The organism is Novosphingobium sp. GW835-FHT14H07 (genome assembly GCF_058793515.1).
In genome coordinates this window covers 42,692-63,564 of sequence record NZ_JBXAFX010000009.1, presented here as the reverse complement: position 1 = coordinate 63,564, position 20,873 = coordinate 42,692, and the positions used below count along the sequence as shown (strand labels likewise).

25 protein-coding genes are annotated in these 20,873 nt (G+C 64.7%); 8 read left to right on the top strand and 17 right to left on the bottom strand.

Going from position 1 to position 20,873, the window contains the following annotated elements; translation table 11 throughout:
* Positions 1-27 precede the first annotated feature (27 nt).
* The 4 genes from AC1Q5P_RS10350 to AC1Q5P_RS10335 all read right to left on the bottom strand — a co-directional run bounded on the left by AC1Q5P_RS10350 (position 28) and on the right by AC1Q5P_RS10335 (position 4,305).
* Complete coding sequence (locus AC1Q5P_RS10350) at positions 28-1,368, bottom strand: outer membrane protein assembly factor BamB family protein (protein ID WP_492518877.1); 1,341 nt, start codon at positions 1,366-1,368, stop codon at positions 28-30.
* Positions 1,369-1,386: 18 nt separating this feature from the next.
* Positions 1,387-2,145, bottom strand: a complete 759-nt coding sequence (locus AC1Q5P_RS10345) for a tetratricopeptide repeat protein (RefSeq protein WP_039332697.1) — start codon at positions 2,143-2,145, stop codon at positions 1,387-1,389.
* 139 nt (positions 2,146-2,284) lie between these two features.
* Positions 2,285-3,454 carry a glycosyltransferase family 4 protein gene (locus AC1Q5P_RS10340; protein WP_492518876.1) on the bottom strand — a complete coding sequence of 390 codons (1,170 nt, stop codon included), beginning with the start codon at positions 3,452-3,454 and terminating at the stop codon, positions 2,285-2,287.
* Positions 3,451-4,305 carry an alpha/beta fold hydrolase gene (locus AC1Q5P_RS10335; protein WP_492518932.1) on the bottom strand — a complete coding sequence of 285 codons (855 nt, stop codon included), beginning with the start codon at positions 4,303-4,305 and terminating at the stop codon, positions 3,451-3,453. Before AC1Q5P_RS10335 ends, AC1Q5P_RS10340 begins: the two co-directional genes overlap by 4 nt.
* 72 nt (positions 4,306-4,377) lie before the next feature.
* Here AC1Q5P_RS10335 and AC1Q5P_RS10330 point away from each other — a divergent pair, with 72 nt between their 5' ends.
* A complete protein-coding gene (locus AC1Q5P_RS10330; RefSeq protein ID WP_492518875.1) occupies positions 4,378-5,784 on the top strand; it encodes a protein adenylyltransferase SelO in 1,407 nt (468 codons plus the stop codon).
* A gap of 143 nt (positions 5,785-5,927) precedes the next feature.
* Complete coding sequence (gene astD, locus AC1Q5P_RS10325; protein WP_039332690.1) at positions 5,928-7,343, top strand: succinylglutamate-semialdehyde dehydrogenase; 1,416 nt, start codon at positions 5,928-5,930, stop codon at positions 7,341-7,343.
* A gap of 107 nt (positions 7,344-7,450) precedes the next feature.
* Here astD and AC1Q5P_RS10320 read toward each other — a convergent pair whose 3' ends face one another.
* Together AC1Q5P_RS10320 and AC1Q5P_RS10315 are read right to left on the bottom strand one after the other, a co-directional pair.
* Positions 7,451-7,669, bottom strand: coding sequence for a hypothetical protein (locus tag AC1Q5P_RS10320; RefSeq protein WP_492518874.1), 219 nt, complete (start codon positions 7,667-7,669; stop codon positions 7,451-7,453).
* Positions 7,670-7,786: 117 nt separating this feature from the next.
* A complete protein-coding gene (locus AC1Q5P_RS10315; RefSeq protein WP_052242131.1) occupies positions 7,787-8,263 on the bottom strand; it encodes a glycine zipper 2TM domain-containing protein in 477 nt (158 codons plus the stop codon).
* Positions 8,264-8,468: 205 nt separating this feature from the next.
* Here AC1Q5P_RS10315 and rarD point away from each other — a divergent pair, with 205 nt between their 5' ends.
* The gene (gene rarD / locus AC1Q5P_RS10310; RefSeq protein WP_492477511.1) at positions 8,469-9,356 is read left to right on the top strand and encodes an EamA family transporter RarD; all 888 of its coding nucleotides are present in this window, start codon (positions 8,469-8,471) and stop codon (positions 9,354-9,356) included.
* Between the two features lie 4 nt (positions 9,357-9,360).
* On the opposite strand, the gene pyrC is transcribed toward rarD, so the two are convergent.
* Positions 9,361-10,401, bottom strand: coding sequence for a dihydroorotase (gene pyrC, locus AC1Q5P_RS10305; protein ID WP_492518873.1), 1,041 nt, complete (start codon positions 10,399-10,401; stop codon positions 9,361-9,363).
* 39 nt (positions 10,402-10,440) lie between these two features.
* Here pyrC and ygfZ point away from each other — a divergent pair, with 39 nt between their 5' ends.
* Positions 10,441-11,175 carry a CAF17-like 4Fe-4S cluster assembly/insertion protein YgfZ gene (ygfZ, locus tag AC1Q5P_RS10300; RefSeq protein WP_193827782.1) on the top strand — a complete coding sequence of 245 codons (735 nt, stop codon included), beginning with the start codon at positions 10,441-10,443 and terminating at the stop codon, positions 11,173-11,175.
* On the opposite strand, the gene AC1Q5P_RS10295 is transcribed toward ygfZ, so the two are convergent.
* Entirely contained in the window at positions 11,159-11,746 is a 588-nt protein-coding gene (locus AC1Q5P_RS10295; RefSeq protein ID WP_039332680.1) for a TetR/AcrR family transcriptional regulator, read from the bottom strand. The genes ygfZ and AC1Q5P_RS10295 overlap by 17 nt on opposite strands.
* A 37-nt stretch (positions 11,747-11,783) precedes the next feature.
* Here AC1Q5P_RS10295 and AC1Q5P_RS10290 point away from each other — a divergent pair, with 37 nt between their 5' ends.
* The 3 genes from AC1Q5P_RS10290 (at position 11,784) to istB (ending at position 15,075) form a co-directional block, all read left to right on the top strand.
* Entirely contained in the window at positions 11,784-12,668 is an 885-nt protein-coding gene (locus AC1Q5P_RS10290; protein WP_492518931.1) for a metal-dependent hydrolase, read from the top strand.
* A gap of 180 nt (positions 12,669-12,848) precedes the next feature.
* Entirely contained in the window at positions 12,849-14,360 is a 1,512-nt protein-coding gene (istA, locus tag AC1Q5P_RS10285; protein WP_492518872.1) for an IS21 family transposase, read from the top strand.
* Positions 14,347-15,075 (top strand): IS21-like element helper ATPase IstB, encoded by a 729-nt coding sequence (gene istB / locus AC1Q5P_RS10280; RefSeq protein WP_492518930.1) that lies wholly within the window; start codon positions 14,347-14,349, stop codon positions 15,073-15,075. Before istA ends, istB begins: the two co-directional genes overlap by 14 nt.
* A 53-nt stretch (positions 15,076-15,128) precedes the next feature.
* On the opposite strand, the gene AC1Q5P_RS10275 is transcribed toward istB, so the two are convergent.
* The 3 genes from AC1Q5P_RS10275 to rplU form a co-directional block, all read right to left on the bottom strand.
* On the bottom strand, positions 15,129-15,800 hold the full coding sequence (locus AC1Q5P_RS10275) for a GNAT family N-acetyltransferase (RefSeq protein ID WP_492518871.1): 672 nt from the start codon (positions 15,798-15,800) through the stop codon (positions 15,129-15,131).
* A gap of 232 nt (positions 15,801-16,032) precedes the next feature.
* Positions 16,033-16,302 (bottom strand): 50S ribosomal protein L27, encoded by a 270-nt coding sequence (rpmA, locus tag AC1Q5P_RS10270; protein WP_492518870.1) that lies wholly within the window; start codon positions 16,300-16,302, stop codon positions 16,033-16,035.
* Between the two features lie 28 nt (positions 16,303-16,330).
* Entirely contained in the window at positions 16,331-16,627 is a 297-nt protein-coding gene (gene rplU / locus AC1Q5P_RS10265) for a 50S ribosomal protein L21 (RefSeq protein ID WP_011444588.1), read from the bottom strand.
* A gap of 269 nt (positions 16,628-16,896) precedes the next feature.
* On the opposite strand from rplU, the gene AC1Q5P_RS10260 reads away from it, so the two are divergent.
* Positions 16,897-17,469, top strand: a complete 573-nt coding sequence (locus tag AC1Q5P_RS10260; RefSeq protein WP_156135728.1) for a hypothetical protein — start codon at positions 16,897-16,899, stop codon at positions 17,467-17,469.
* A gap of 51 nt (positions 17,470-17,520) precedes the next feature.
* Here the strand turns inward: AC1Q5P_RS10260 and AC1Q5P_RS10255 are convergent, their stop codons facing one another.
* The 6 genes from AC1Q5P_RS10255 to AC1Q5P_RS10230 form a co-directional block, all read right to left on the bottom strand.
* Positions 17,521-17,943, bottom strand: coding sequence for a hypothetical protein (locus tag AC1Q5P_RS10255; RefSeq protein WP_039332672.1), 423 nt, complete (start codon positions 17,941-17,943; stop codon positions 17,521-17,523).
* 63 nt (positions 17,944-18,006) lie between these two features.
* Positions 18,007-18,453, bottom strand: coding sequence for a molybdenum cofactor biosynthesis protein MoaE (locus AC1Q5P_RS10250; protein ID WP_193827778.1), 447 nt, complete (start codon positions 18,451-18,453; stop codon positions 18,007-18,009).
* On the bottom strand, positions 18,446-18,682 hold the full coding sequence (locus tag AC1Q5P_RS10245; RefSeq protein WP_039332670.1) for a MoaD/ThiS family protein: 237 nt from the start codon (positions 18,680-18,682) through the stop codon (positions 18,446-18,448). The genes AC1Q5P_RS10250 and AC1Q5P_RS10245 overlap by 8 nt, the downstream gene beginning before the upstream one ends.
* A 3-nt stretch (positions 18,683-18,685) precedes the next feature.
* Positions 18,686-19,690: a GTP 3',8-cyclase MoaA gene (gene moaA, locus AC1Q5P_RS10240; RefSeq protein WP_492518869.1), complete on the bottom strand. Its 1,005-nt coding sequence runs from the start codon at positions 19,688-19,690 to the stop codon at positions 18,686-18,688.
* Positions 19,687-20,448: an SDR family oxidoreductase gene (locus AC1Q5P_RS10235; RefSeq protein ID WP_492518868.1), complete on the bottom strand. Its 762-nt coding sequence runs from the start codon at positions 20,446-20,448 to the stop codon at positions 19,687-19,689. The genes moaA and AC1Q5P_RS10235 overlap by 4 nt, the downstream gene beginning before the upstream one ends.
* Complete coding sequence (locus AC1Q5P_RS10230; RefSeq protein ID WP_492518867.1) at positions 20,445-20,819, bottom strand: dihydroneopterin aldolase; 375 nt, start codon at positions 20,817-20,819, stop codon at positions 20,445-20,447. Before AC1Q5P_RS10230 ends, AC1Q5P_RS10235 begins: the two co-directional genes overlap by 4 nt.
* Positions 20,820-20,873: the final 54 nt, after the last annotated feature.

The window sequence follows — 20,873 nt, the reverse complement described above, 5'->3', positions numbered from 1 at the left end:
GTCGAAGCATCAGACCCAAGGTCGCGCTCAGCGGAACGCGGTGATCTTGCCGCCATCATCGAGGATATAGAGCGTCTGGTTGGCGACGATGGGCGCAAGGGTGACGCTGGAGCCGACCTTGGTGAATTCGCTTACCGTGCCGTCATTTACCGAGGCGCGCATGACTTCACCGCGCGAGTTGGCGATCCACAGCTGGTTGCCGGCAAGAACGGGGCCGGTCCAGAGAATCTGGTTCTTCTTCTTCTTTTCGTTCCGGTAGCGCTGGAGCTGCGTCATCCAGCGGACCTTGCCGCTCGACTTGGCGATGCACAGCAGCTTGGCTTCGTCGGTCAGCGCGAAGATCCAGTCTCCGGCGATGGCGGGGGTGGAGATGCCTGCGAGGTTCAATTCCCAGATGCGCTGGCCGGTGACCAGTTCATAGGCGGCCATGCGTCCGCCCTGCCCCAGCGCATAGACGCGGCCGCGCTCGATGATCGGATCGGCGTCGATGTCGGTCAGGGTCGAAACCGAGGTGGCGATCGAGGTGCGAGCCAGAGCGTCAGCCCAAAGCTGGCGACCGTTCTCATAGCGATAGGCGACGAGCTCGCCCGAGGAGAAACCGGCGACAATGGTGCCCTGCCCTGCTGCTGGCGAGGCAACGCCGAACACGTTGGTCTGGCCTACCGAAGCGCTTTCATTCCACAGCACGGCACCATCGGCTTCGTTGAGGGCAAAGAGCTGGTTATCCTGACTCATCACCATGACCTGCCCGAAAGCGACCGTGGGCGAGCCGCGCAACGGGCCAGCGGGCTTCACACGCCACTTGATTTCGCCCGAGCTGGCATCAAGCGAGGCGACTTCCCCGACGCCGTTGGTGACGTAGACCTTGCCGTCATCATAGGATGCGCCACCGCCGAAGGTGGAGCCGGCGTTCTGCTTTTCAGCGCGGACCGAGGTGTCCCACACGCGGGCGCCGGTGCTTGCGTCAAAGGCATGGACGGTGCCGTCCGTATCCATCGCGAAGAGCTTGCCGCCACCAACGACCGGCGATGCGGCGAGGCGCTGGCGGGCATTCGAGCCCTTGATCGAGACGCTGAAGGCGCGCGAGGGCGATTCCGCAAGGGCGGCGTGGCCGTAGGACTTCGAGGCGTTGCCGCCGCCTTGCGCAAACTCGGTATTCACCTCAGCGGCGGGGAGCACGACCGTCATCAGCGAGATCGAATCATCGACCTTGGTGCCGGCATCGATCTTGGAGAGGATCGGCTGGCGCGAACCGACCGTCGGCGTGGTCTTCACGCCCTTCTTGAAGACGCCGCAACCGCCAAGAGCGAGCGCGAGAACCACCACGCTGGTCAGCGAAGCGCGGCGGAAAGTGGGTTTCGGCGTCATCGAATGCATCCTCAAAACTTATTGCGCGCTCTGCACTATCGTGGCGGTGCCGGGATCCTCCACGGCATCCACCCCGAGCAATCCGGCCATCTGGCGCGTGCGGCGGCGCAGGGTATCAGGCACGGTCTTGTCCTTGGCGATCTGCGCGAACATCGCTCCGGCAAGGTCGTTCTTGCCCTGCTTGACATAGGCCATGCCGACGAGTTCACCCGCGCTGCCGAACCAGGCATTGCCGGGTACGGCCAGCGGCTTAAGACGCTCAACCACCTTGTCAGGGCCGAGCTGGTCGAAAGTCAGCGAGACTTCGCGGATCGTGGCGAGATCACGGTAGGCCTGCGGAATGTCGGCATCGGCGGCAATCGCGGCAAAAGCCTTAGCCGCTTCCGCGTTCTTGCCCTGTTCGGACAGGACACCCGCCGCCAGCATCTTCGCCGTAGCGCGGTAACCGTCAGTCCCTTCGGCAGCGAGGGGGGCAACCGCATCGGTGGCAGCCTTGAGATTGCGCACTTCCAGGTTGTCGAGTGCCTTCGTCAGCACTTCGCCCTGTTCGGCAGCCTTGGCGTTGCTGTGGTTTTCATACCAGAGATAGCCGCCCAGACCGAGCAGGCCCGCCACGATCAGCGCACCGACCGGCTTTCCGTACTTCTGGATCGCGGTGTAGACCTGATCTTCGCGCAGGGCATCGTCCACTTCGCGCAGGAAGGCATCGCCCTGCCCGGCCGAACGCTCGGCGAGTTGGTTGGAACGGGATTGCGGACTATCAGGACGGAGAGCCAAGGCAGCGCTTTCGGGAATTGGTTGACGTTTGCTAGCGTGTGTCTGGCGCGGTGTTTAGCGGATGGGCCCGCCTTTTCAACGGAATTGATTGCTCGTGCCCCACCTGCCGCGACGAGCGTGAACGCTTGCTGAAGGCTGTTCAGCGGAACGGGTTGGTCCCCAGCGCCTGCGCGTAGACTTGCGCGTAGAGGTTCGCCATCACGGACTCATCGAATTCGTCGCGGGCGCGATCACGATTGGCCTTGCCGATGGCGCGGCGCAGCGGTTCGTCACCAGCGAGCGTGGCGATGGCGCCGGCGAAGGCAGCCTCATCGTTGGCGGGCACGATGAAGCGCCGGTTTGGCTCTGCCACCATTTCCGCGACGTCACCCACGGCCGGGCTGGCAACGGCGAGCCTGGCGGCCATGGCCTCGATGACCGAAAACGGTGCCTGTTCGCTGTCGGACGAGAGCGCGAAGAGATCGAACAGGCCGACGGCGAGCGACGGATCGGCGACGTGACCGGGCAGGTGAACGCGGTGGCCGAGTTCCAGGCGGATGGCCTCGGCTGTGATCGCCTCGCGTTCCGGGCCTTCGCCGAGGATGACAAGGTGCCATTCGGGTGGCAGGCCCTTCATCGCGCGGACCATGCGCGGCAGGTTCTTCACCGCGCGCAGGCCGGCGAGCGTGCCGAGCCACTTCTCGCCGGGGCGCTTGACCACGCGAGGCAGCAGGTCGGGCTTGGGCTTGCGGGCATAGAGACCAGTGTCGATGCCGTTGGCGATGCGCTGAACCCGGCTGCGCGGCTGGTGCCAGACGGTGAGTGCAATGTGCTCAAGCTGACGCGAGGGGACCATCAGCGCACTGGCGCGGGCAAGCGCAACGCGACGGTACCAGTTGCGGCTGGTCTTGAGGCCATCAGCCTCGTCGGCGTTGAAGCCGTCTTCATGGTGGATCAGGGGAGGAAGGCCCATGGTCGGCGCGAAAACCGCATGGGCCATGCACGCGTCCATCGCGCCCCAGTTGTAGGTGAGGACGAGGTCGAATCCCTGCATCGCGCGGGCAAGCTGGCGCAGGCGGCCAACCCTGAGCTTTCCCGCAAGCGGCGGAAAGCCGAACGGGAAAAACGCGGACACCTTCTTGTCGATCAGGGCCTTGGCGCCCATCGCGCCAGGTTGAGCCGAGACGATGTGATGCTCGATCGGCTGATCTTTCCGCCCCTTCCCCCAGCGGTTCATCAGCGCGACGGCGCGCCGTTCCTTGCCGCCTGCATCGAACGTCGAATGCAGGTGGAGCAGTTTCAGGGGCCCTTTGACCGGTGGGCGGATCATGCCCGGGCCAGCAGCCGTCCGATCGCGGCGATGCTTTCCGGCTCATCGAGTGTTGGCGCATGGCCGGTGCGCGGGAGAGTGACGAGTTCGACGCCGGGCCGTGAGGCCATCTTTTGTGCGGTGGCCGCTTCGAGAATGTCGGAATTCTCGCCGCGCAAGATCAGCAGCGGACGGGTGGTGAGTGCATCGAACAGCGGCCACATGTCGACTTGCGGGGTCGCGCCGGCGGGAGCCTCGAACGGCTCGGCAATCTTCATGTCATAGTCGAAGGCGATGCGTCCGCCGGTACCCAGGACCATGATGCGCTTGGCATAGCGGAGCCATTGGGTGATGTCCCAATCGGGGTAGACATCGCCGCTGCTTTCCTGAAGCGCGCGGGCGGCGTGCATCCAGGTTTCGAAGTTTCGCCCCTGACCGACATAGCCGCGGATGCGTTCGAGGCCTTTCTCTGAGACCTCGGGGCCGACGTCGTTGAGCACGGCGGCGGCGATGCGCTGTGGGTTGGCGGCCGCGAGCAGCATGGTGAGCAAGCCACCGAGCGAGGTGCCGATGGAAACGAAACGCTCGATCCCTTCCTGCGCCAGCAGCGCCTCGACGTCCTGCAGATAGTGCATGGGCGTGTAGGTCATCGGGTCCTTGGCGTAATCACTGTCACCGCGGCCGCGCATTTCCGGGCAGAGGACCCGCCATGTGCCGGCAAGGCGGGCAGCAAGATCTTCGAAATCGCGGGCGTTACGGGTCAATCCCGGCAGGCAGATTACCGGGGGTTTGCTGGAATCGCCGTCGAAGTAGCGAAAATGCAGGCGCAATCCGTCGCTGCTGGTCCAGTAGCGATCTTCGTATTCGGCCATTTCGTCTGGTATTCCGCGTGAAATCGGGGGTGCCTGCTTGCGGGCAGGCCTGGTCATGCCCACTATTGCCGGATGCAGGCGCTCCCGCAAGACGCGATCTATCGCCCCTCACCCCGTATCATGGCTCTGGCCGACTGGATCGGCGATCCGGTGAAGGCGGCGGACTTTCCCGAAACCATACTGCGCTGGCGCAATGACCGGGCGGCAGCCGAGATCGGCTTGGCGCGTCTGACCGATCAGGACTGGGTGCGACATTTCGGGCGTTTCGAGCCTTTGGCCGACAACATGCCCGGACCGCTGGCGCTACGGTATCACGGGCATCAGTTCCGGGTTTACAACCCTGACCTGGGCGACGGGCGCGGGTTTACCTTTGCACAGATGCTCGACGCAGGCGGGCGGCAGATGGATCTGGGCACTAAGGGTTCCGGCCAGACGCCGTGGAGCCGCGCAGGCGATGGGCGGCTGACGCTGAAAGGCGCAGTGCGCGAGATTCTGGCGACCGAGATGCTCGAGGCGCTGGGGGTGAATACCAGCCGCACACTTTCGGTGATCGAGACCGGCGAATCGCTGTATCGCGGGGACGAACCCTCGCCGACGCGATCGGCAGTGCTGGTACGCTTGAGCCATGGGCACATCCGCATCGGCACGTTCCAGCGGCTGGCGGCGCTGGAACTCGAAGACGAGATGGCGCAACTGGTGACCTACTGCCTCGCGAACTTTCCGGGGGGCCACGCAGATGCGCCCCATCCGGCGGTGCGGTTCTTCAATCAGGTTGTCGAGCGCATGGCCGACATGGCGGCGAGCTACATGGTGGCAGGCTTCGTCCATGGCGTGCTCAATTCCGACAACATGAACGTGACGGGCGAAAGCTTCGACTATGGGCCGTGGCGGTGGCTGCCGAAGTGGGAACCTGGCTTCACCGCGGCCTACTTCGATCACCAGGGGCTTTATGCCTATGGCCGCCAGCCCGAGGCAATTCACTGGAATTGCGGGCAATTGGCCGTGGCCTTGCGCACGCTGGTAGAGGCGCCGCCGCTGATCGAGGCGCTCAACCGCTATCCCGAGCTGTACCAGCAGGCCATGACGAAGCGATGGCTGTGGCGGCTGGGTGTGGAACAACGCGGGCTGGAAGAGGATACGGCGCTGATCGGGGCTTGCGAAAAGGTGATGGCAACCCGGGGACTGGGACCGGATGCGTTCTTCTTCACCCATCGCGGCGGGCGCGGACCGTTCGGGGCAAGCGAGGAGGAGCAGGCGCTGAAGGCATCGTTGGCGCCTTACGTTGCGACCGACAGTAGCCATCCGTACTGGTCCGATGCAGCACCGCAGTCCATGCTGATCGATGAAGTGGAGGCGATCTGGGCTCCGATTGCCGGACAGGACGACTGGAGCGGTCTGTTCGCCAAAGTCGATGCAGTGCGGCGCATGGGCGAGGCAATGGGCGCAAGGCTGGAACCTTTGGGTCGTTCGGCCTCGTGAATTCCGCCCCGTTTGAAATCCGAAAGGCAGGGGTGGTCCCGCCCATGAATTTTGTTTAATCGGTAACCAACGCTGCGTTACGGTACGCCCGGGATCGGGACCCATCGTTCGCGCAAGAATTGAAAAGAAGAGCAGGCAAATCCGTGGCAGCTGCCGAAATCGTTTCGTTTGAACCCGCAACCGGCGCCGAAGTGTGGCGCGGCAAGATCGGCGACGTCGAAGAAGTCGTCGCGCGTGCGCGCAGGGCCTGGCCGGCATGGGCAGCGCAGCCCCTTGCCACGCGCATCGAGCTGGTGCGCCGCTTCGCCAACGAAGTGCGCAAGGACGCCGACAAGCTGGCGACAATGATCTCGCGCGAAACGGGCAAGCCGCTGTGGGAAGCGCGCACTGAAGTCGAAAGTGTCGTCAACAAGGTCGAGATCTCGATCCGCGCCTATGCCGACCGCACGTCGCAGCGCAAGCTGGACAGCGCGCTGCAAGGCACGGCGGCGCTGCGCCACAAGCCGCATGGCGTGCTGGCAGTGCTCGGGCCATACAACTTCCCGGCCCACCTGCCCAACGGCCATATCGTGCCGGCTCTGATTGCCGGCAATGCCGTGGTGTTCAAGCCTTCGGAAAAGACCCCGGCGACGGGTGAACTTCTGGCGCAGTGCTTCCACCGGGCGGGCATCTCGGCGGCCGTGGTCCAGGTGCTGATCGGTGGCCCCGCCGAGGGTCAGGCGCTGGTCGCCCATGACGGGATCGACGGCGTGCTGTTCACCGGCTCTGCCCACGCTGGCATCGCGATCAACCGCAAGCTGGCCTCGAATCCCGGCAAGATCGTGGCGCTGGAGATGGGCGGCAACAACCCGATCGTGGTGTGGGATACACCCAAGATCGAGGATACCGCCACGCTGATCGTGCAATCGGCGTTCACCAGCGCCGGGCAGCGTTGCACGGCCGGGCGGCGCCTGATCGTCAAATCTTCGATGTACGACGAGGTGGTTAGCCAGGTGAAGCATCTGGCCGACCGGATCATCGTCGGCGCTCCGTTCGACGAGCCGGCGCCCTTCATGGGCCCGGTGATCGACAACCGTACGGCTGACGGGCTGACCGAAAGTTTCGTCTACCTGCTGTCGTCGGGCGGACGGCCGATCAAGCACATGGTGCGGCTTCAGGACGGACTGCCGTTCCTGAGCCCGGCGATCATCGACGTTACCGGCATTGCCGAGCGGCCTGATGTGGAACTGTTCGGCCCGCTCCTGCAGGTGGTGAAGGTCGATGATTTCGACGAGGCGATTGCCGAGGCGAACAACACACGGTTCGGTCTTTCTGCCTCGCTGATCGGCGGCACCCCGCAGGACTACAACCGCTTCTGGGCCAATATCCGAGCGGGCGTGGTCAACTGGAACCGGCCGACCAATGGTGCGTCGTCTGCCGCGCCGTTTGGCGGTGTCGGGCTTTCAGGCAACCACCGGCCGAGCGCCTATTACGCGGCGGACTATTGCGCCTACCCGGTCGCCTCGAGCGAGATGGATCAGCCGCGCGCAAGCATCGGCGTGGGCCTGCGCAGCGAATAACACTACGGATAACCCAATGCCGCCCACCCTGAGCTTGTCGAAGGGTTCTGGTTGGCAAGCGCTGTGCTTGCGTCCTTCGACAGGCTCAGGACGAGCGAATTGTAAGATCAGCTTTTCGGATCGGGGAGCGGGAGCGCCGGGTCGATCGGACCGCCGGGAACGATCGCGAGATTGCGCATGTTCTGCTGGCTGAGGTCGGGATCGACCATGAGCTGTCCTTCGAGGGCCTCGGTCATTACCGGGTCCAGCGGGGTCTTGTGCTGCTCGACAGGCGCAGAACCGCAGGCAGCGAGAGTCAGTGTAAGAACGAGGCCAAGGCTGCGCATGATGGTGAACTAGCGCGGCATGGTTAAGAAAAAGGGAGCGTCCCGCATCTGCGGAGCGCTCCCTCGCCGACCTTTCAGTGCGACCCGAAGGACGGTCAATAACTCAGGAACCCTGACTTAGCGGCAACGCGAGCCGCCACGGTCAACCTCGCGGCCGAGCAGGGCGCCACCGGCGGCGCCGAGGATCGCACCGAGAGTGCGGTCGCCATAGTCACCGGCGACTTCACGGCCGAGCAGGGCGCCGGCTGCACCACCGATCAAGAGGCCAGTCGTGCCGTTCGAGCGGCGGCAGTAGTAGCGGCCATCATTGCCGCGCCAGACGCGGGTGTTGCGATAGACGGGGTCGCCATAATAGCGACGGTCGTTACCGCGGTAATAGTTGCGGTCGTAGCCACGGCCGTAATAGCGGTCACCGCGCCAGTCGCGGTCGCGACGACCATGTTCCCAGCTCTCGCCATTCCAGCCTTCATTCCACTGGGCGGCAACGGCGGTGCTCGCCTGAGCCTGCGGAAGGACTGCGGCGCTTGCCGGAACGGCAGCAGCGACGGTTGATGCGGCAACCAGGGCCAGGGCGGTATTCTTCAGGTTGAACATTGACGTTCTCCTCATTTGATCGAGGACCCGCACCGTTCGGAGTCTGGTCCTGTTGCTTCGTTGGTTAAGATTTACGCCCGCCAACCTGAACAGATCGCAACCGGGGCGTCAGATTTGAACTTTGCGGCGAAGCGATTGCCGTTGCCGATGAAACGAGGGCCAGAGCGGGGTTGGCCCCGTTCGACATTGCTGGCAGGGACGCCGCATGAACGAATCCAGCACCTTACGCCGGGGACTCGCATCAGCACTGGCGGCTTATGTGATGTGGGGCCTGCTCCCGCTCTATTTCCGCGCGCTTCACGCGGTGCCTCCGCTCGAACTGGTGGGCTGGCGGGTTCTGTTCACTGTGCCGGTTTGCTTCGTGATCATCAGCTTCCGCAAGCAATGGCCGGATGTCAGGGCGGCGCTGACCAGCGGCCATGTGCTCGGCCTGCTTGTGCTGAGCGCGCTGCTGATCGGATCGAACTGGCTGATCTTCGTGATCGCCATCAACAGCGGGCACGTTCTGGCGACAAGCCTTGGCTACTATATCAACCCGCTGATCAACGTCGTTCTCGGCACGGTCTTCCTCGGCGAGCGGCTGACCCGGGTACAATGGATGGCGGTGGCGCTGGCTGGTGCGGGAATAGCCCTGCTGCTCGGGGGCGCGCTGGATACGCTGGCGGTCGCGCTATCGTTGGCGTTCACGTTTGCGTTCTATGGCTTCGTGCGGAAGAAGGCGCCGGTCGGTGCGGTTCCTGGCCTGACGATCGAGACCGTGCTGCTGGTGGCGCCAGCGCTGGTCATCGTCTGGCTTGGCGCGGTTTCACCCGCGGGGTCGGCCCTCGCGATGGGCGGGCATGAGACCCCGCTACTGATCGCTTCGGGCGTGGCGACGGCGATACCGCTGCTGCTGTTCGCCGTCGCGGCGCGAAGCCTACCGCTCTCGACCTTGGGCTTCGTCCAGTTCCTGTCACCCACGCTCAGCTTCATTCTCGGGCTGACGGTGTTCGGCGAAGCGCTCGACACTACGAGGCTCGCATGCTTCGCGTTGATCTGGGCGGCAATCGCGCTCTACAGTTGGGACATGGTGAAGCGGGCCCGTCAGGCCTGAAGGTTCAAGCCAGCCGCCATGCGAGAGTTTCGCCCGCATGGAACGGCACGATCAGCGTGCCGTTGCAATCGAGCACTTCAGGGACTTCCACCGGAGCCTTCTCGAGCGTGATCGTGCTTTCGTTCACCGGCATGCGATAGAACGCCGGGCCGTTGAGCGAGGCGAACGCCTCGAAGCGGTCCAGCGCGCCTTCCTCGTCGAACACGGTGACGTAGCTTTCGAGCGCGAAGGGCGCGTTGAAGATGCCGGCGCAGCCGCAGGCAGTTTCCTTGAGGTGCTTGGCGTGCGGCGCGGTGTCAGTACCGAGAAACACGCGCTCGCAATTGGAGGTGGCAAGCTTGCGCAGGGCAAGGCGGTGCTTCTCGCGCTTGGCCACCGGCAGGCAAAAGGCATGTGGCCGGATGCCGCCGACCAGCATGGCGTTGCGGTTGATGTGGAGGTGCTGCGGCGTGATCGTGGCCGCGACGTTCGGCCCCGCCCCTTGCACGAACTGCGCGGCTTCCTCGGTGGTGATATGTTCGAAAACAATCCTGAGCTCGGGCATGTCGGCAACAAGGCGCGTCAGTGTGCGGTCGATGAAAACGGCTTCGCGATCGAAGATGTCGACGTGGCTGTCGGTGACTTCGCCATGGATCAGCAGCGGCATGCCGATACGCTGCATGACCTCCAGCACCGGATAGATATTGCGGATGTCGGTGACACCGTGGGCAGATCCGGTGGTGGCATGGGCGGGGTAAAGCTTGGCCGCGATGAACACACCTTCGGCAAAACCGCGCTCAACTTCGGCAGTGTCGGTCGAATCGGTCAGGTAAAGCGTCATCAGCGGGGTGAAATCGCTGCCCGCCGGGAGCGCGGCAAGGATGCGGTCGCGATAGGCGGCAACGCCCGCAACATCGGTCATCGGCGGCGAAAGGTTGGGCATGACGATCGCCCTGGCAAACTGGCGCGCGGTATAAGGTGCGACACCAACGAGCACGTCCTTGTCGCGCAAGTGGGTGTGCCAGTCATCGGGGCGGCGGATCGTCAGAGTCGTCGTTGTCGTCATGGGGTTCCCCTTAGCGGTGACGCTTCCTATCTACCAGTCATGACCCGCCTCTTCGAACGCGCCCTGATCCGCCTTTCTCCGCTTGAGCCCGGCGAGGATGTTGCCGGTTTCCTGCAGGGGCTTGTGACCCACGATGTCAAAGGTGTGCTGCCGGTGTGGACGGCGCTGCTGAGCCCGCAGGGCAAGGTGCTGTTTGACTTCCTCGTCTGGCCCGATGGCGTGGATGGCCTGCTGATCGATTGCGAGGCGGCCAGTGCCGATGCCCTGGCCAAGCGCCTCATGCTCTACCGGCTGCGGCGCAAGATCGGGATTGAACGGGCCGATTCGCTCGGCGTGTTCTGGGAGGATCACCCCGGCGATGGAGGCGCGGACGATCCCCGTCTGCGCGCGCTGGGGCAGCGGTGGATTGCGCCGGTGTCCGATGCTGACGAAGCGGGAGACGATGCATGGCGCGCGCATCGACTCAAGTTGGGCGTGGCCGAAGGCCAGGCTGAATTGGGCAACGGCGAAGTGCTCTGGCTTGAGTGCAACGCCGTGGACCTCAATGGCGTGAGCTTCACCAAGGGCTGCTATGTGGGTCAGGAGAATACGGCGCGGATGAACTGGCGACAGAAGGTCAATCGTCGGCTGGTGGTGGTGCCGCTGGACAAGTCAGACCCGGCGCGGCAGCGCGTGGCCTATGCGGACCTTGGCCTTGCGGTTGACCATCGCCGGGTGGATGACATTCCAGCCGACCTTGCCCCGGACTGGATGGACCTCAATCCGCCTGAGTAACCTGCCCGGCGGCAATTCCTTCGATCAGCATCTGTTCGGCGCGATCGCGCGCTGCGGTGCGTGGCAGTTCCAGACCCTTGGCAAGCGGGCCGCCCATCAAGGCATCGCCCAAGGCCATGAGCGTGAGCGCAAGGGTGGTGCTGCGCTGCGCGTCGGAACTGTATTCCTCAAGATCGACGACGAGATCGTGAATGGTGTCAACGATGGGGTCGAGCGCATCCTCGTTGCCGGAAAGCAACATCCACGAGGCCAGCGCGCCCGCGCCTTCACGGTCAAAGGCATCAAATGTCAGGTCCACGACATCGCGGGGTTTGCCGATGCCCGAGCGGCTGGCGATCACCGCATCGCGGATAGTGGCGCAGATCGTCTCGGCAAGATGCTTGGCCAGTGCCTTCTGGAGACCGGACGCGGAGCCGAAGTGATGCAGCAGGTTGGCGTGCGTACGACCGATTCGCCCGGCAACAGCCTTGAGCGTGACAGCCTGAGGGCCCGCTTCCACCAGCAGCGCGCGCGCGGCTTCGAGCGCAGCCATGCGGCTTTCTTCAGGCGGAAGACGCTTCCTTATTGACATTGGTGTAAGCACGCCTAGATTACGGCTCATGACTGCCATGACCCCCACGATCGCCCTAGAGCGCACCGCCGCCTCCGGCAAGGCCGTGCCCACCCCATCGGACCTGACGATCACGATACGCGACCGTCGCTTTGGCCGCAATGAGCCTGCGGGCCGCTGGTGGCTGGCTGGCGATCCGGTGGCAACAGCGTGGCACAATGCACTGTCGGGCACGTTTCCTCGCGGCGAGGCGTTCTTCATCGAAGCGGTCAAGGCGCACCGCGATGGCGTGCCGTCAAAGCTCGAGGCCGAGATCCGGGCTTTCGTGAAGCAGGAGATCAACCACACGCGCGAGCACATCGCGTTCAACCGTCAGGCCGAAAACGCCGGTTACGACATGGCGCGGATCGACAAGCGCGTCGAGGAACTGCTGGCGCTGACCAAGGACCGCCCGGTCATTCTCAACCTGGCGGCCACCATGGCGCTGGAGCACTACACCGCGATGATGGCGCACGAATTCCTTGCCAACCCTGCACACTTTGCCGGGGCAGAGCAGGAAGCCGCCGACATGTGGCGCTGGCACGCGATCGAGGAAATCGAGCACAAGGGCGTTGCCTATGACACCTGGCTCCATGCCACGCGCAACTGGAGCCGGTGGAAACGCTGGAAGGTCAAGAGCCTGATGATGGTGGTGGTGACGAAGAACTTCATCGCCCACCGCGTCGAGGACACGATGGACCTGCTGGCGCAGGACGGGCTGACGGGCGCCAAGTGGAAGTGGAAGCTGGCCGCCTACCTGCTGTGGAAGCCCGGCGTGATCCGCCGCATCTTCCCGGCCTGGCTCAGCTACTTCCTGCCGGGGTTCCACCCGTGGCAGCACGACGACCGCGCGCTGATCGGCAAGGCCGACAGCGAGTTTCCCGATGCGGTGATGCCGCGCTGAAGATCGAAGGGCTCCCGGTTGGGAGCCCTTTTTTACATCAGGCGGCGCGTCGCATCGGCTCGAATGTGGATCGGCGTGGAAAAAGGACCCCGGTAGCGGGGTGATCGGCGTCGAAAAGGGACCCCTCATCCCGGTGGTCTAGGCTGTTCGCTTGGCGGTGTGTCAGGCGGCGAGAGCGGGATGCTGGTATTGGAGACGGTGTTGAGGATCCGGCGCGAGCACGCGTCGGGGAAGGCCATCAAGGCGATAGCGCGGGACCTGCACCTGTCGCGCAAGGTGGTGCGCAAGGCGATCCGGGCACCGGAGGCGGACATGGGCTACCGGCGGGCAGTGCAGCCGCTGCCGAAGCTGGGTCCGTTTCAGGCGCGACTGGACGCGTTGCTGGAGGAGGACGAGGCACGGCCGCGGCGCGAGAAGCTGCGGCTCACGCGCATCCACGATCTGCTGCTACGCGAGGGGTTCGACGGCTCGTACGACGCGGTTCGCCGTTATGCGGCGCGCTGGCGGCAGGCGCAGCGTCGCGACGTGATGAATGCGCCGGCGTTCATCCCGCTGCTGTTCCGGCCGGGCGAGGCTTACCAGTTCGACTGGAGCCATGAGGACGTCGAGATCTCGGGCAAGCCGATGCGGGTGAAGGTCGCGCATGTGCGGCTGTGCGCATCACGGGTGATGTATGTGCGCGCCTATCCCCGCGAGACACAGGAGATGCTGTTCGACGCGCATGCGCGGGCATTCGCTTTCTTCGGAGGCGTGCCGACGCGCGGCATCTACGACAACATGAAGACGGCGGTGACGAGCGTGTTCACCGGCAAGGAGCGGGTTTTCAACCGGCGCTTCCTGGTCATGGCGAACCACTACATGGTCGAGCCGACGGCCTGCTCGCCGGCGTCGGGCTGGGAGAAGGGGCAGGTCGAGAACCAGGTGCAGACCGCGCGCGGCCGCTTCTTCCAGCCACGCCTGCGCTTTACCAGCCTCGCGGAGCTGAACGGCTGGTTGGAGGCCGAGTGTCGGCGCTGGGCCGACATGCACCAGCATCCCGAGCAGAAGGAACTGACGGTCGCGCAGGCATGGGCTGACGAACGCGGTGTGCTCCAGCCGGTTGTCGCCCCCTTCGACGGCTTCCACGAGAGCGAGCACGCGGTGAGCGGCACGTGCCTCATCAGCTTCGACCGCAACCGCTACTCCGTTTCTGCCAGGGTGGCGCGACGCGCGGTGCAGGTTCGCGCCTATGCCGACCGCATCGTCGTGCGCTGCGATGGTGAAGTAGTCGCCGACCATCCCCGGTTCTTCGGCCGCGACCGGACCATCTACGACCCTTGGCACTATCTGCCGGTGCTGGTGACCAAGCCGGGTGCCCTGCGCAACGGCGCACCGTTCCAGGGTTGGGAGTTGCCGCCTGCGCTGGCACGACTGCGGCGCAAGCTTGGCACCGGCGACGATGCCGACCGGCGGTTCGTGCGGGTGCTGGCAGCGGTGCTCGACGACGGGCTGGAGGCGGTGGAAGCGGCCGTGCGAGAGGCGCTGCTGGCCGGCACCGCCAGCGACGACGTCATCGTCAACATCCTGGCCCGCCGGCGCGAACCGCCGCGACCGCTGACTATTGTCACGCCAGAAGATCTGGCGCTGCGCCATCCGCCTCGTGCCGACTGCAACCGCTATGACAGCCTGCGAGGTTTCCATGCAGCGGCATGAGATGATGACGGCCATGGCCGAGTTGGGGCTGAAGGGCATGGCTGGCGCCTTCGACGAGGCGGTCACTACCGGTCTCCAGCGCAAGCGCACGACCATGGAGGTCCTGACCGACCTGCTGCGTGCCGAGGCGACGCACCGCCATGCAGCCTCGGTCCGTTACCGGATGTCGGCCGCCAGGTTACCGGCGGTGAAGGACCTCGACGCCTTCGTCTTCGGCGACACTCCCATCAACGAGGGACTGGTGCGCTCGCTGTACAGCGGCTCGTTTCTTCCGGGCCGACGCAACGTCGTGCTGGTCGGTGGAACGGGTACCGGCAAGACGCATCTCGCCACCGCCATCACTGCCAATGTGGTACGAGCCGGCGCCCGCGGGCGCTACTTCAACACGGTGGACCTGGTGAACCGGCTCGAGGAGGAAACGCGCCTTGGCAAGCCCGGCACGTTGGCGGCCCAGCTCTCGCGCCTCGACCTCGTGGTGCTCGACGAGCTTGGCTACCTGCCGTTTGCACGCTCGGGCGGTCAAATGCTCTTCCACCTCGTCAGCAAGCTCTACGAGCAGACCTCCGTCATCGTCACCACGAACCTCGCCTTTGGCGAGTGGCCGACCGTCTTTGGCGACCCCAAGATGACCACCGCACTGCTCGACCGTATTACCCACCACTGCGACATCGTCGAGACCGGCAACGACAGCTGGCGATTCAAGCACCGCAGCTGACGCGCGGGACCACCGGCAGAAGATGCTTCGCGCTGGTTGCGCCTCCGGTCGGGCTACGCCCGCCCTACGCCGCAACCAGCGCGAACGGCACGCCCGCCATACCCGTCACACCGCTCGACAAACGGGGTCCCTTTTGGACGCCGATAGGGGGTCCTTTTTGGACGCCGATTGACAGGCTCGAATCCGCCATCTTCCGGGCCGTCACAATCGACCGGGGCAACCAGATCAATGACGTGGTGGATAGTGGGCGCAGGCCTGGCCCGCGCCGGACTATGGCCGAGGCGGATTTCGCCGGTCGGCCGGAAGCCTGCCTTCTCCAGAACCCTTGCCGAGGCCGGATTGTCGGCGAAATGGCGCGCATTGACGCGGCGATGGCCGAGCGTGCGCGCCAACGACAGGAGGCTGCGCACGGCTTCGGTAGCAAAGCCGCGGCCCCAGTGCGCCTGTGCGACCCAGTAGCCAAGTTCGGTCTCGCCCGCATCCTCGATGAGGCCGACGCAGCCGATCAGCCGCGATCCATGGGCACCTGGAAGCGTTGCAAGGAAGTGCGGGTGATTGTCACCTTGGGGAGCCGCGACGAAACGCTTGGCGTCGTCGGGGCCATAGGGCCATGGCGCGCGCGAGAGATTGCGCACGACGGCCTCATCGTCAATCAGGGCATGGAGTTCGGCCCAGTCCTCCGGCCAGGCAGGCCGCAGGAACAGCCGTTCGCTGCGAATGAACATCAGATTCTCCTTCATCGGCCCCTCTGCAAGCGCGCCTAAAACGCTGACGTGACAGAGGTATTGCGCCCTTCGCCGGATCGGACAGTCTTTGCATCCGATTGCGAGGGGAGCGGTTTGCGTCCGAGGGAGACATGAAAAGAGGGAGATGGGCGGGGCCCTCTCCCTCTATCGGCCAGCTACGAAGTGCTGGCGGGGCCACCCCATCGGGATGGCCCTTTGAATGACCATCCGGTTATTCAGCCGCTTCGGCCATAATGTCGACCGACACGTACTTCCGGCCAAGCTTGCCAGCGTGGAAGCGTACGCGGCCTTCGCCAAGCGCGAACAGGGTGTGATCCTTGCCCATGCCGACGTTGGCGCCCGGGTACACCTTGGTACCGCGCTGGCGGATGATGATGTTGCCGCCGACCACTTCCTGGCCGCCGAACTTCTTCACGCCGAGGCGACGACCGGCTGAGTCGCGACCGTTGCGCGAAGAGCCGCCTGCTTTCTTGTGTGCCATCTCAGATTACTCCGAATTCCGTTTGCGCTCAGGCGACCGAGACGATGCGCAGCAGGGTCATCTGCTGGCGGTGACCGTTGCGGCGACGATAGTTGTGGCGACGGCGCTTCTTGAACACGATCACCTTCTCCGACTTCGCCTGGGCGATGATCTCTGCCGAAACAGTGACCTTCGCGGCGTCAGCCAGCGAATCGCCTTCACCAGCGAGGAGGACTTCACCCAGCGTGATCTTGTCGCCGGCTTCGCCTGCCAGCTTCTCGACCGCGATCTTGTCTCCGGCGGCGACCCGATACTGCTTGCCGCCCGTGCGCACGATTGCGAACATCGTTCTGTGTATCCGTTCCAAAAGCCCGGTTGCCCTGGGCGATTCCAAATGAGGCGCCCAACGCCTGCGAATCGCTGACTGAGGGCAACATACCGATACCCCGCTGCTGCAGGGTCCCGGAAAGAGTGGCGCGGATAGTCAAACACGGCCCCGCTGTCAATGCCCGCAATCAAGGGAACTTGGCAGCTTCGCGCCCGAAATCCGGCTTCGTGACGCCCGGCCACCAAGCAAGGCTGGCGAGCGCGCGTGCGCATGCTATGGCGACGTTCATGGCTCGCCACAAGACTTTGATCGCCCTGCGCACAGCCGCTCCGCGTGTTGCCGCCCATCGTGCTGCCATCGTGGCCGCTCTCGCCGCTGCTACCCTGCTGGGCGGCTGCGCCGACCGCGACAGGTTCCCCTCCCTCGCCCGGAGGCCCGCAGAAGACGCCTATCGCACAGCGCAGGCGGCGCCTCCTGCTCCGCCCGCTCCGGCCCTCATGTCCGAAGGCATGGCCAAGCGGTTGGCTGACCTGACCGAGCGAGCGCGCGACGCACATTCTGCATTCGAGGGCGCTCGAGCCTCGGCCACCCGCGCCGTCAGCGCCGCACGCGGCGCACCGAAGGGCACGGAGAACTGGTCAGTGGCATCGCTGGCGGTGGCGCAACTGGAATCGGCGCGGGCGCGGGCCGGACTGCCGCTTGCCGATCTTGACCGGCTGGAGGCAGAGGCAAGCAATCGTGCGGTCGACGGGTCCGATGCAGATCTCAAGGCCGTGCGCGAGGCGCGCGGGCAGGTCGAGGCGCTGGTCGCAAGTGAGACTTCGGTAATCGATTCGCTGCTTTCGCAACTTGCCGGATAGGAAAAGGGCGCCGCGCCCAAGCGCAGCGCCCTTCGGGGGGTAATCGATAGGTCAGCGGACCGTCGCGACAATCACGGCGATGGCAAGGCCCCACACCGCGATCAGCACTGGCAGGATCAGCACCTGCGCCATGGCCGAGCCGGCATCAAGCTTGCCCGAAAGGGTCTGGATGCCCTTGCGGCGGAAATCGTACCAGCCGAGCGCATCGGGGTGCCGGTCCGCGCCGAGCTTGGTCCAGACCGCCGGGATACCGAAAGCGCAGGCGACGAAGAGCACGAATATCGTCATCGGGATGGCAAGTTCGCCATTGCCGAAGATCGAGGCCATCATGGCAATGAAGGCGAGATAGCCGCCAGCCGACACGGCATAGAGCCCGCCGGGCAGGCCAAAGTTGCGATCGACAGTGGTGTGGTGCGGCTGCTCGACGATTTCGGCGACATGCTCGATCCGGTCGGCGGCGATGTGCATGCTCATGGACTGGGCTCCTTTTGCTGGAGCCTTCATGCGCCTGTCGCGGAGGCTATTCCTTGACGCGAATCAAATGCGCCAGCGGGAAATGTCTTCGTGATCCTCTGGCCTGGGTTCGATCCAGCGCCAACCCGCTGCGGTCTTCTCACGCTTCCAGAACCACGATTCGCTCTTGAGGTGGTCCATGGCGAAATCGGCGGCGGCGAAAGCGTCACGACGATGGCGGGCGGCGGCACAGACGAGGACGATCGCGTCACCGGGATGCATCACGCCGCTGCGATGGAGGATGAGCAGGCCTTCGACGGGCCACCGCTTTTCGGTCACCCGGGCCAGCTCTTGCATTCCGGGGAGGGTCATCGGTTCATAGTGCTGCAGTTCGAGCGCTTCGACGCCGCCCGAATCGCGAACCTGGCCGAGAAAGGTGACGATGCCGCCCGCGTTGGGGTGACGCGCATTGAACGACGCGATCTCGGCGGCAGGATCGAACGCCTCGAGCGAAAGACGGACGTCAGCCACCGCTCACCGGGGGAAGGAAGGCGAGTTCGTCACCTTGGCCAAGGACAATGCCGCCGACGTCAGTGAGGAGGCGGCCATTGAGCGCCATACGGACCTTCTCGCCCAGCAACTGGACGGCGAGTCCAGGATCGAGCGTCGCAAGGACCTGTTCGACCGGTCCGGGCTGGACTGCCATTTCGGGCAGGCCGGCCACGTCTTCCAGCCTCCCCAAGAACACCAGCTTTGCCATGGTTCAGCCGCCCGTCGTGGACATGTGGCGCGACACGGCCGGCGCGCTGCCAGGCCTGTCGATCACGAAGGAATGACGTTCCTGCTTTTCGCCCATGGCGCGAGCGAAACATTCGGACAGGGCACTGTCCGGATTATCGGAGCGCAGCGCGGCACGCAGGTCGACGCGCCCTTCGCCACCGAGGCACATGTAGAGTTGGCCGGTGGCCGTGACGCGCACGCGGTTGCAACCGGCGCAGAAATTGCCGGTAAGCGGAGTTATGAAGCCGAGGCGACCGCCGGTTTCGGCAATGTCGACGTAGCGCGCCGGGCCGCCGGAGCGTGCATCGCTGTCGGTCAGGGTCCAGCGCGTCTCGAGATCGCTGCGGACGGCATCGAGCGGGAGGTAGTGATCGAAGCGGTCGCCTTCGATCTCGCCGAGCGGCATGACCTCGATAAGAGTCATGTCGTGCCCTGCACCATGCGCCCATTCGATCAGCCCGGGAATTTCGGCCTCATTGATGTCCTTGAGCGCGACGGCGTTGATCTTGACCCTGAGGCCCGCGGCTTTGGCAGCGGCGATGCCTTCAAGCACCTGCGGCAGCATGTCGCGCCGGGAGAGCTTGGCAAATGCCCCACGGTCCAGCGTGTCGAGCGAGACGTTGATCCGCTTGACGCCCGCGGCCGCGAGGTCATCGGCGAATTCGGTCAGCCGCGTACCGTTGGTCGTCAGCGTCAGTTCGTCTAGCCCATCGCCCAGTTTGCGGCCCAGCGCGCGGACCAGATCCATCATGTCGCGGCGGACCAGCGGCTCGCCCCCGGTCAGACGAATCTTGCGAACGCCGCGGGCAATGAAGTGGAGCGAGAGGCGGTGCAGCTCTTCGAGAGTAAGGACTTCAGCCTTGGGCAGGAACTCCATGCGCTCGGGCATGCAGTAGGCGCAGCGCAAGTCGCAGCGGTCGGTCACCGAAAGGCGGAGGTAGGTGATCCGGCGGGCGAACCGATCAATCAGAGGCGCTTGGCTGCTCACTTCTCGAGATATACGAAGTCGCGCGCGTAAGATTCAAGAGCCGCGCCGGCATCGACGAACAAAGTCTGCCCGGTGACCGATTTGGCGCTCGCAAGGTAGTGCACGGCGTCGGCGATTTCGTCGGCGCCAGGGAGGCGCTTGAGCGGCATGATGTCCTCGAGCCGCCGCCATTGTTCGGCGTCGTAATCAGCAGTCGGCAGGATCAGGCCCGGCGCGACCCCGTTGACGCGCACCTTGGGCGCCATGGCGCGGGCCATCGTTCGCACCGAGGCATGAAGCGCCTGCTTCGAAAGCGTGTAGCTGATCTGGTCCGGCACGGGATTGAGCACGCGCTGGTCGAGGATGTTGACCACGGAACCGCCCCGCTCGCCCAAGGCCTCGGCGAAGGCGCGGGTCAGCAGCAGCGGGGCGAACAGGTTCACACGGAAGTGCTGTTCGAGCGCTTCGGAGGTGATCGTCTCGGCGCGATCATCATGGAACAGCGAGGCGCAGTTCACCAGCAGGTCGGGCGAGCGACCGGCAAGCGCGGTCACTTCGGAGAGCAGGTTGGGCGGATAGGCGGGATCTTCGAGGTCGCCCGATACGGGATGGACCGCTGCACCGAGCCATTCGAGCTGGGCCTTGAATTCATTGTCGAATGTCGAGGCGCGGTGCGCGTGGAGGGCCAGGTCCCAGCCCTCACCCGCAAGCTTGCGGGCAATCGCGCCGCCGATCCGGCGCCAACCGCCGGTGACCAGCGCGAGTGGGCGCTGGCTCAAGCCTTGCGCTCGCGCTTCAGGGTGATCCCGATTTCCTCGCCGTTCTCGCTGATCGCCAGCTTCACGATCTTCACTTCCACCCACTGAACCCGATCATCCTGCAACATCAGCGTTTCGATGATGTGGTCTGCCACGGCCTCGATCAGCTTGAAATGCACCCGCTTGGGCAAGCCGTCGGTGGCCGCAAACTTGAGGTCCATGTAGTTCTTGCTGGCCGCAAGCGGGCAATCGGCGGTGTAGCGATCCTGATGCCTGAGCCCGACTCGCATCGTGATGCGCAGGGGCTGCGGACGGCCGGTCTCTTCCGAATAGATCCCGGTCAGGACATCGGTTTCGAGATTGGCAACTTCGAGGATCAGGCTGTCTGACATGGGATGAGCTCTTTGGCACCGGCGCGACCTCAAGTCCATCGCACCGGGTGGGAT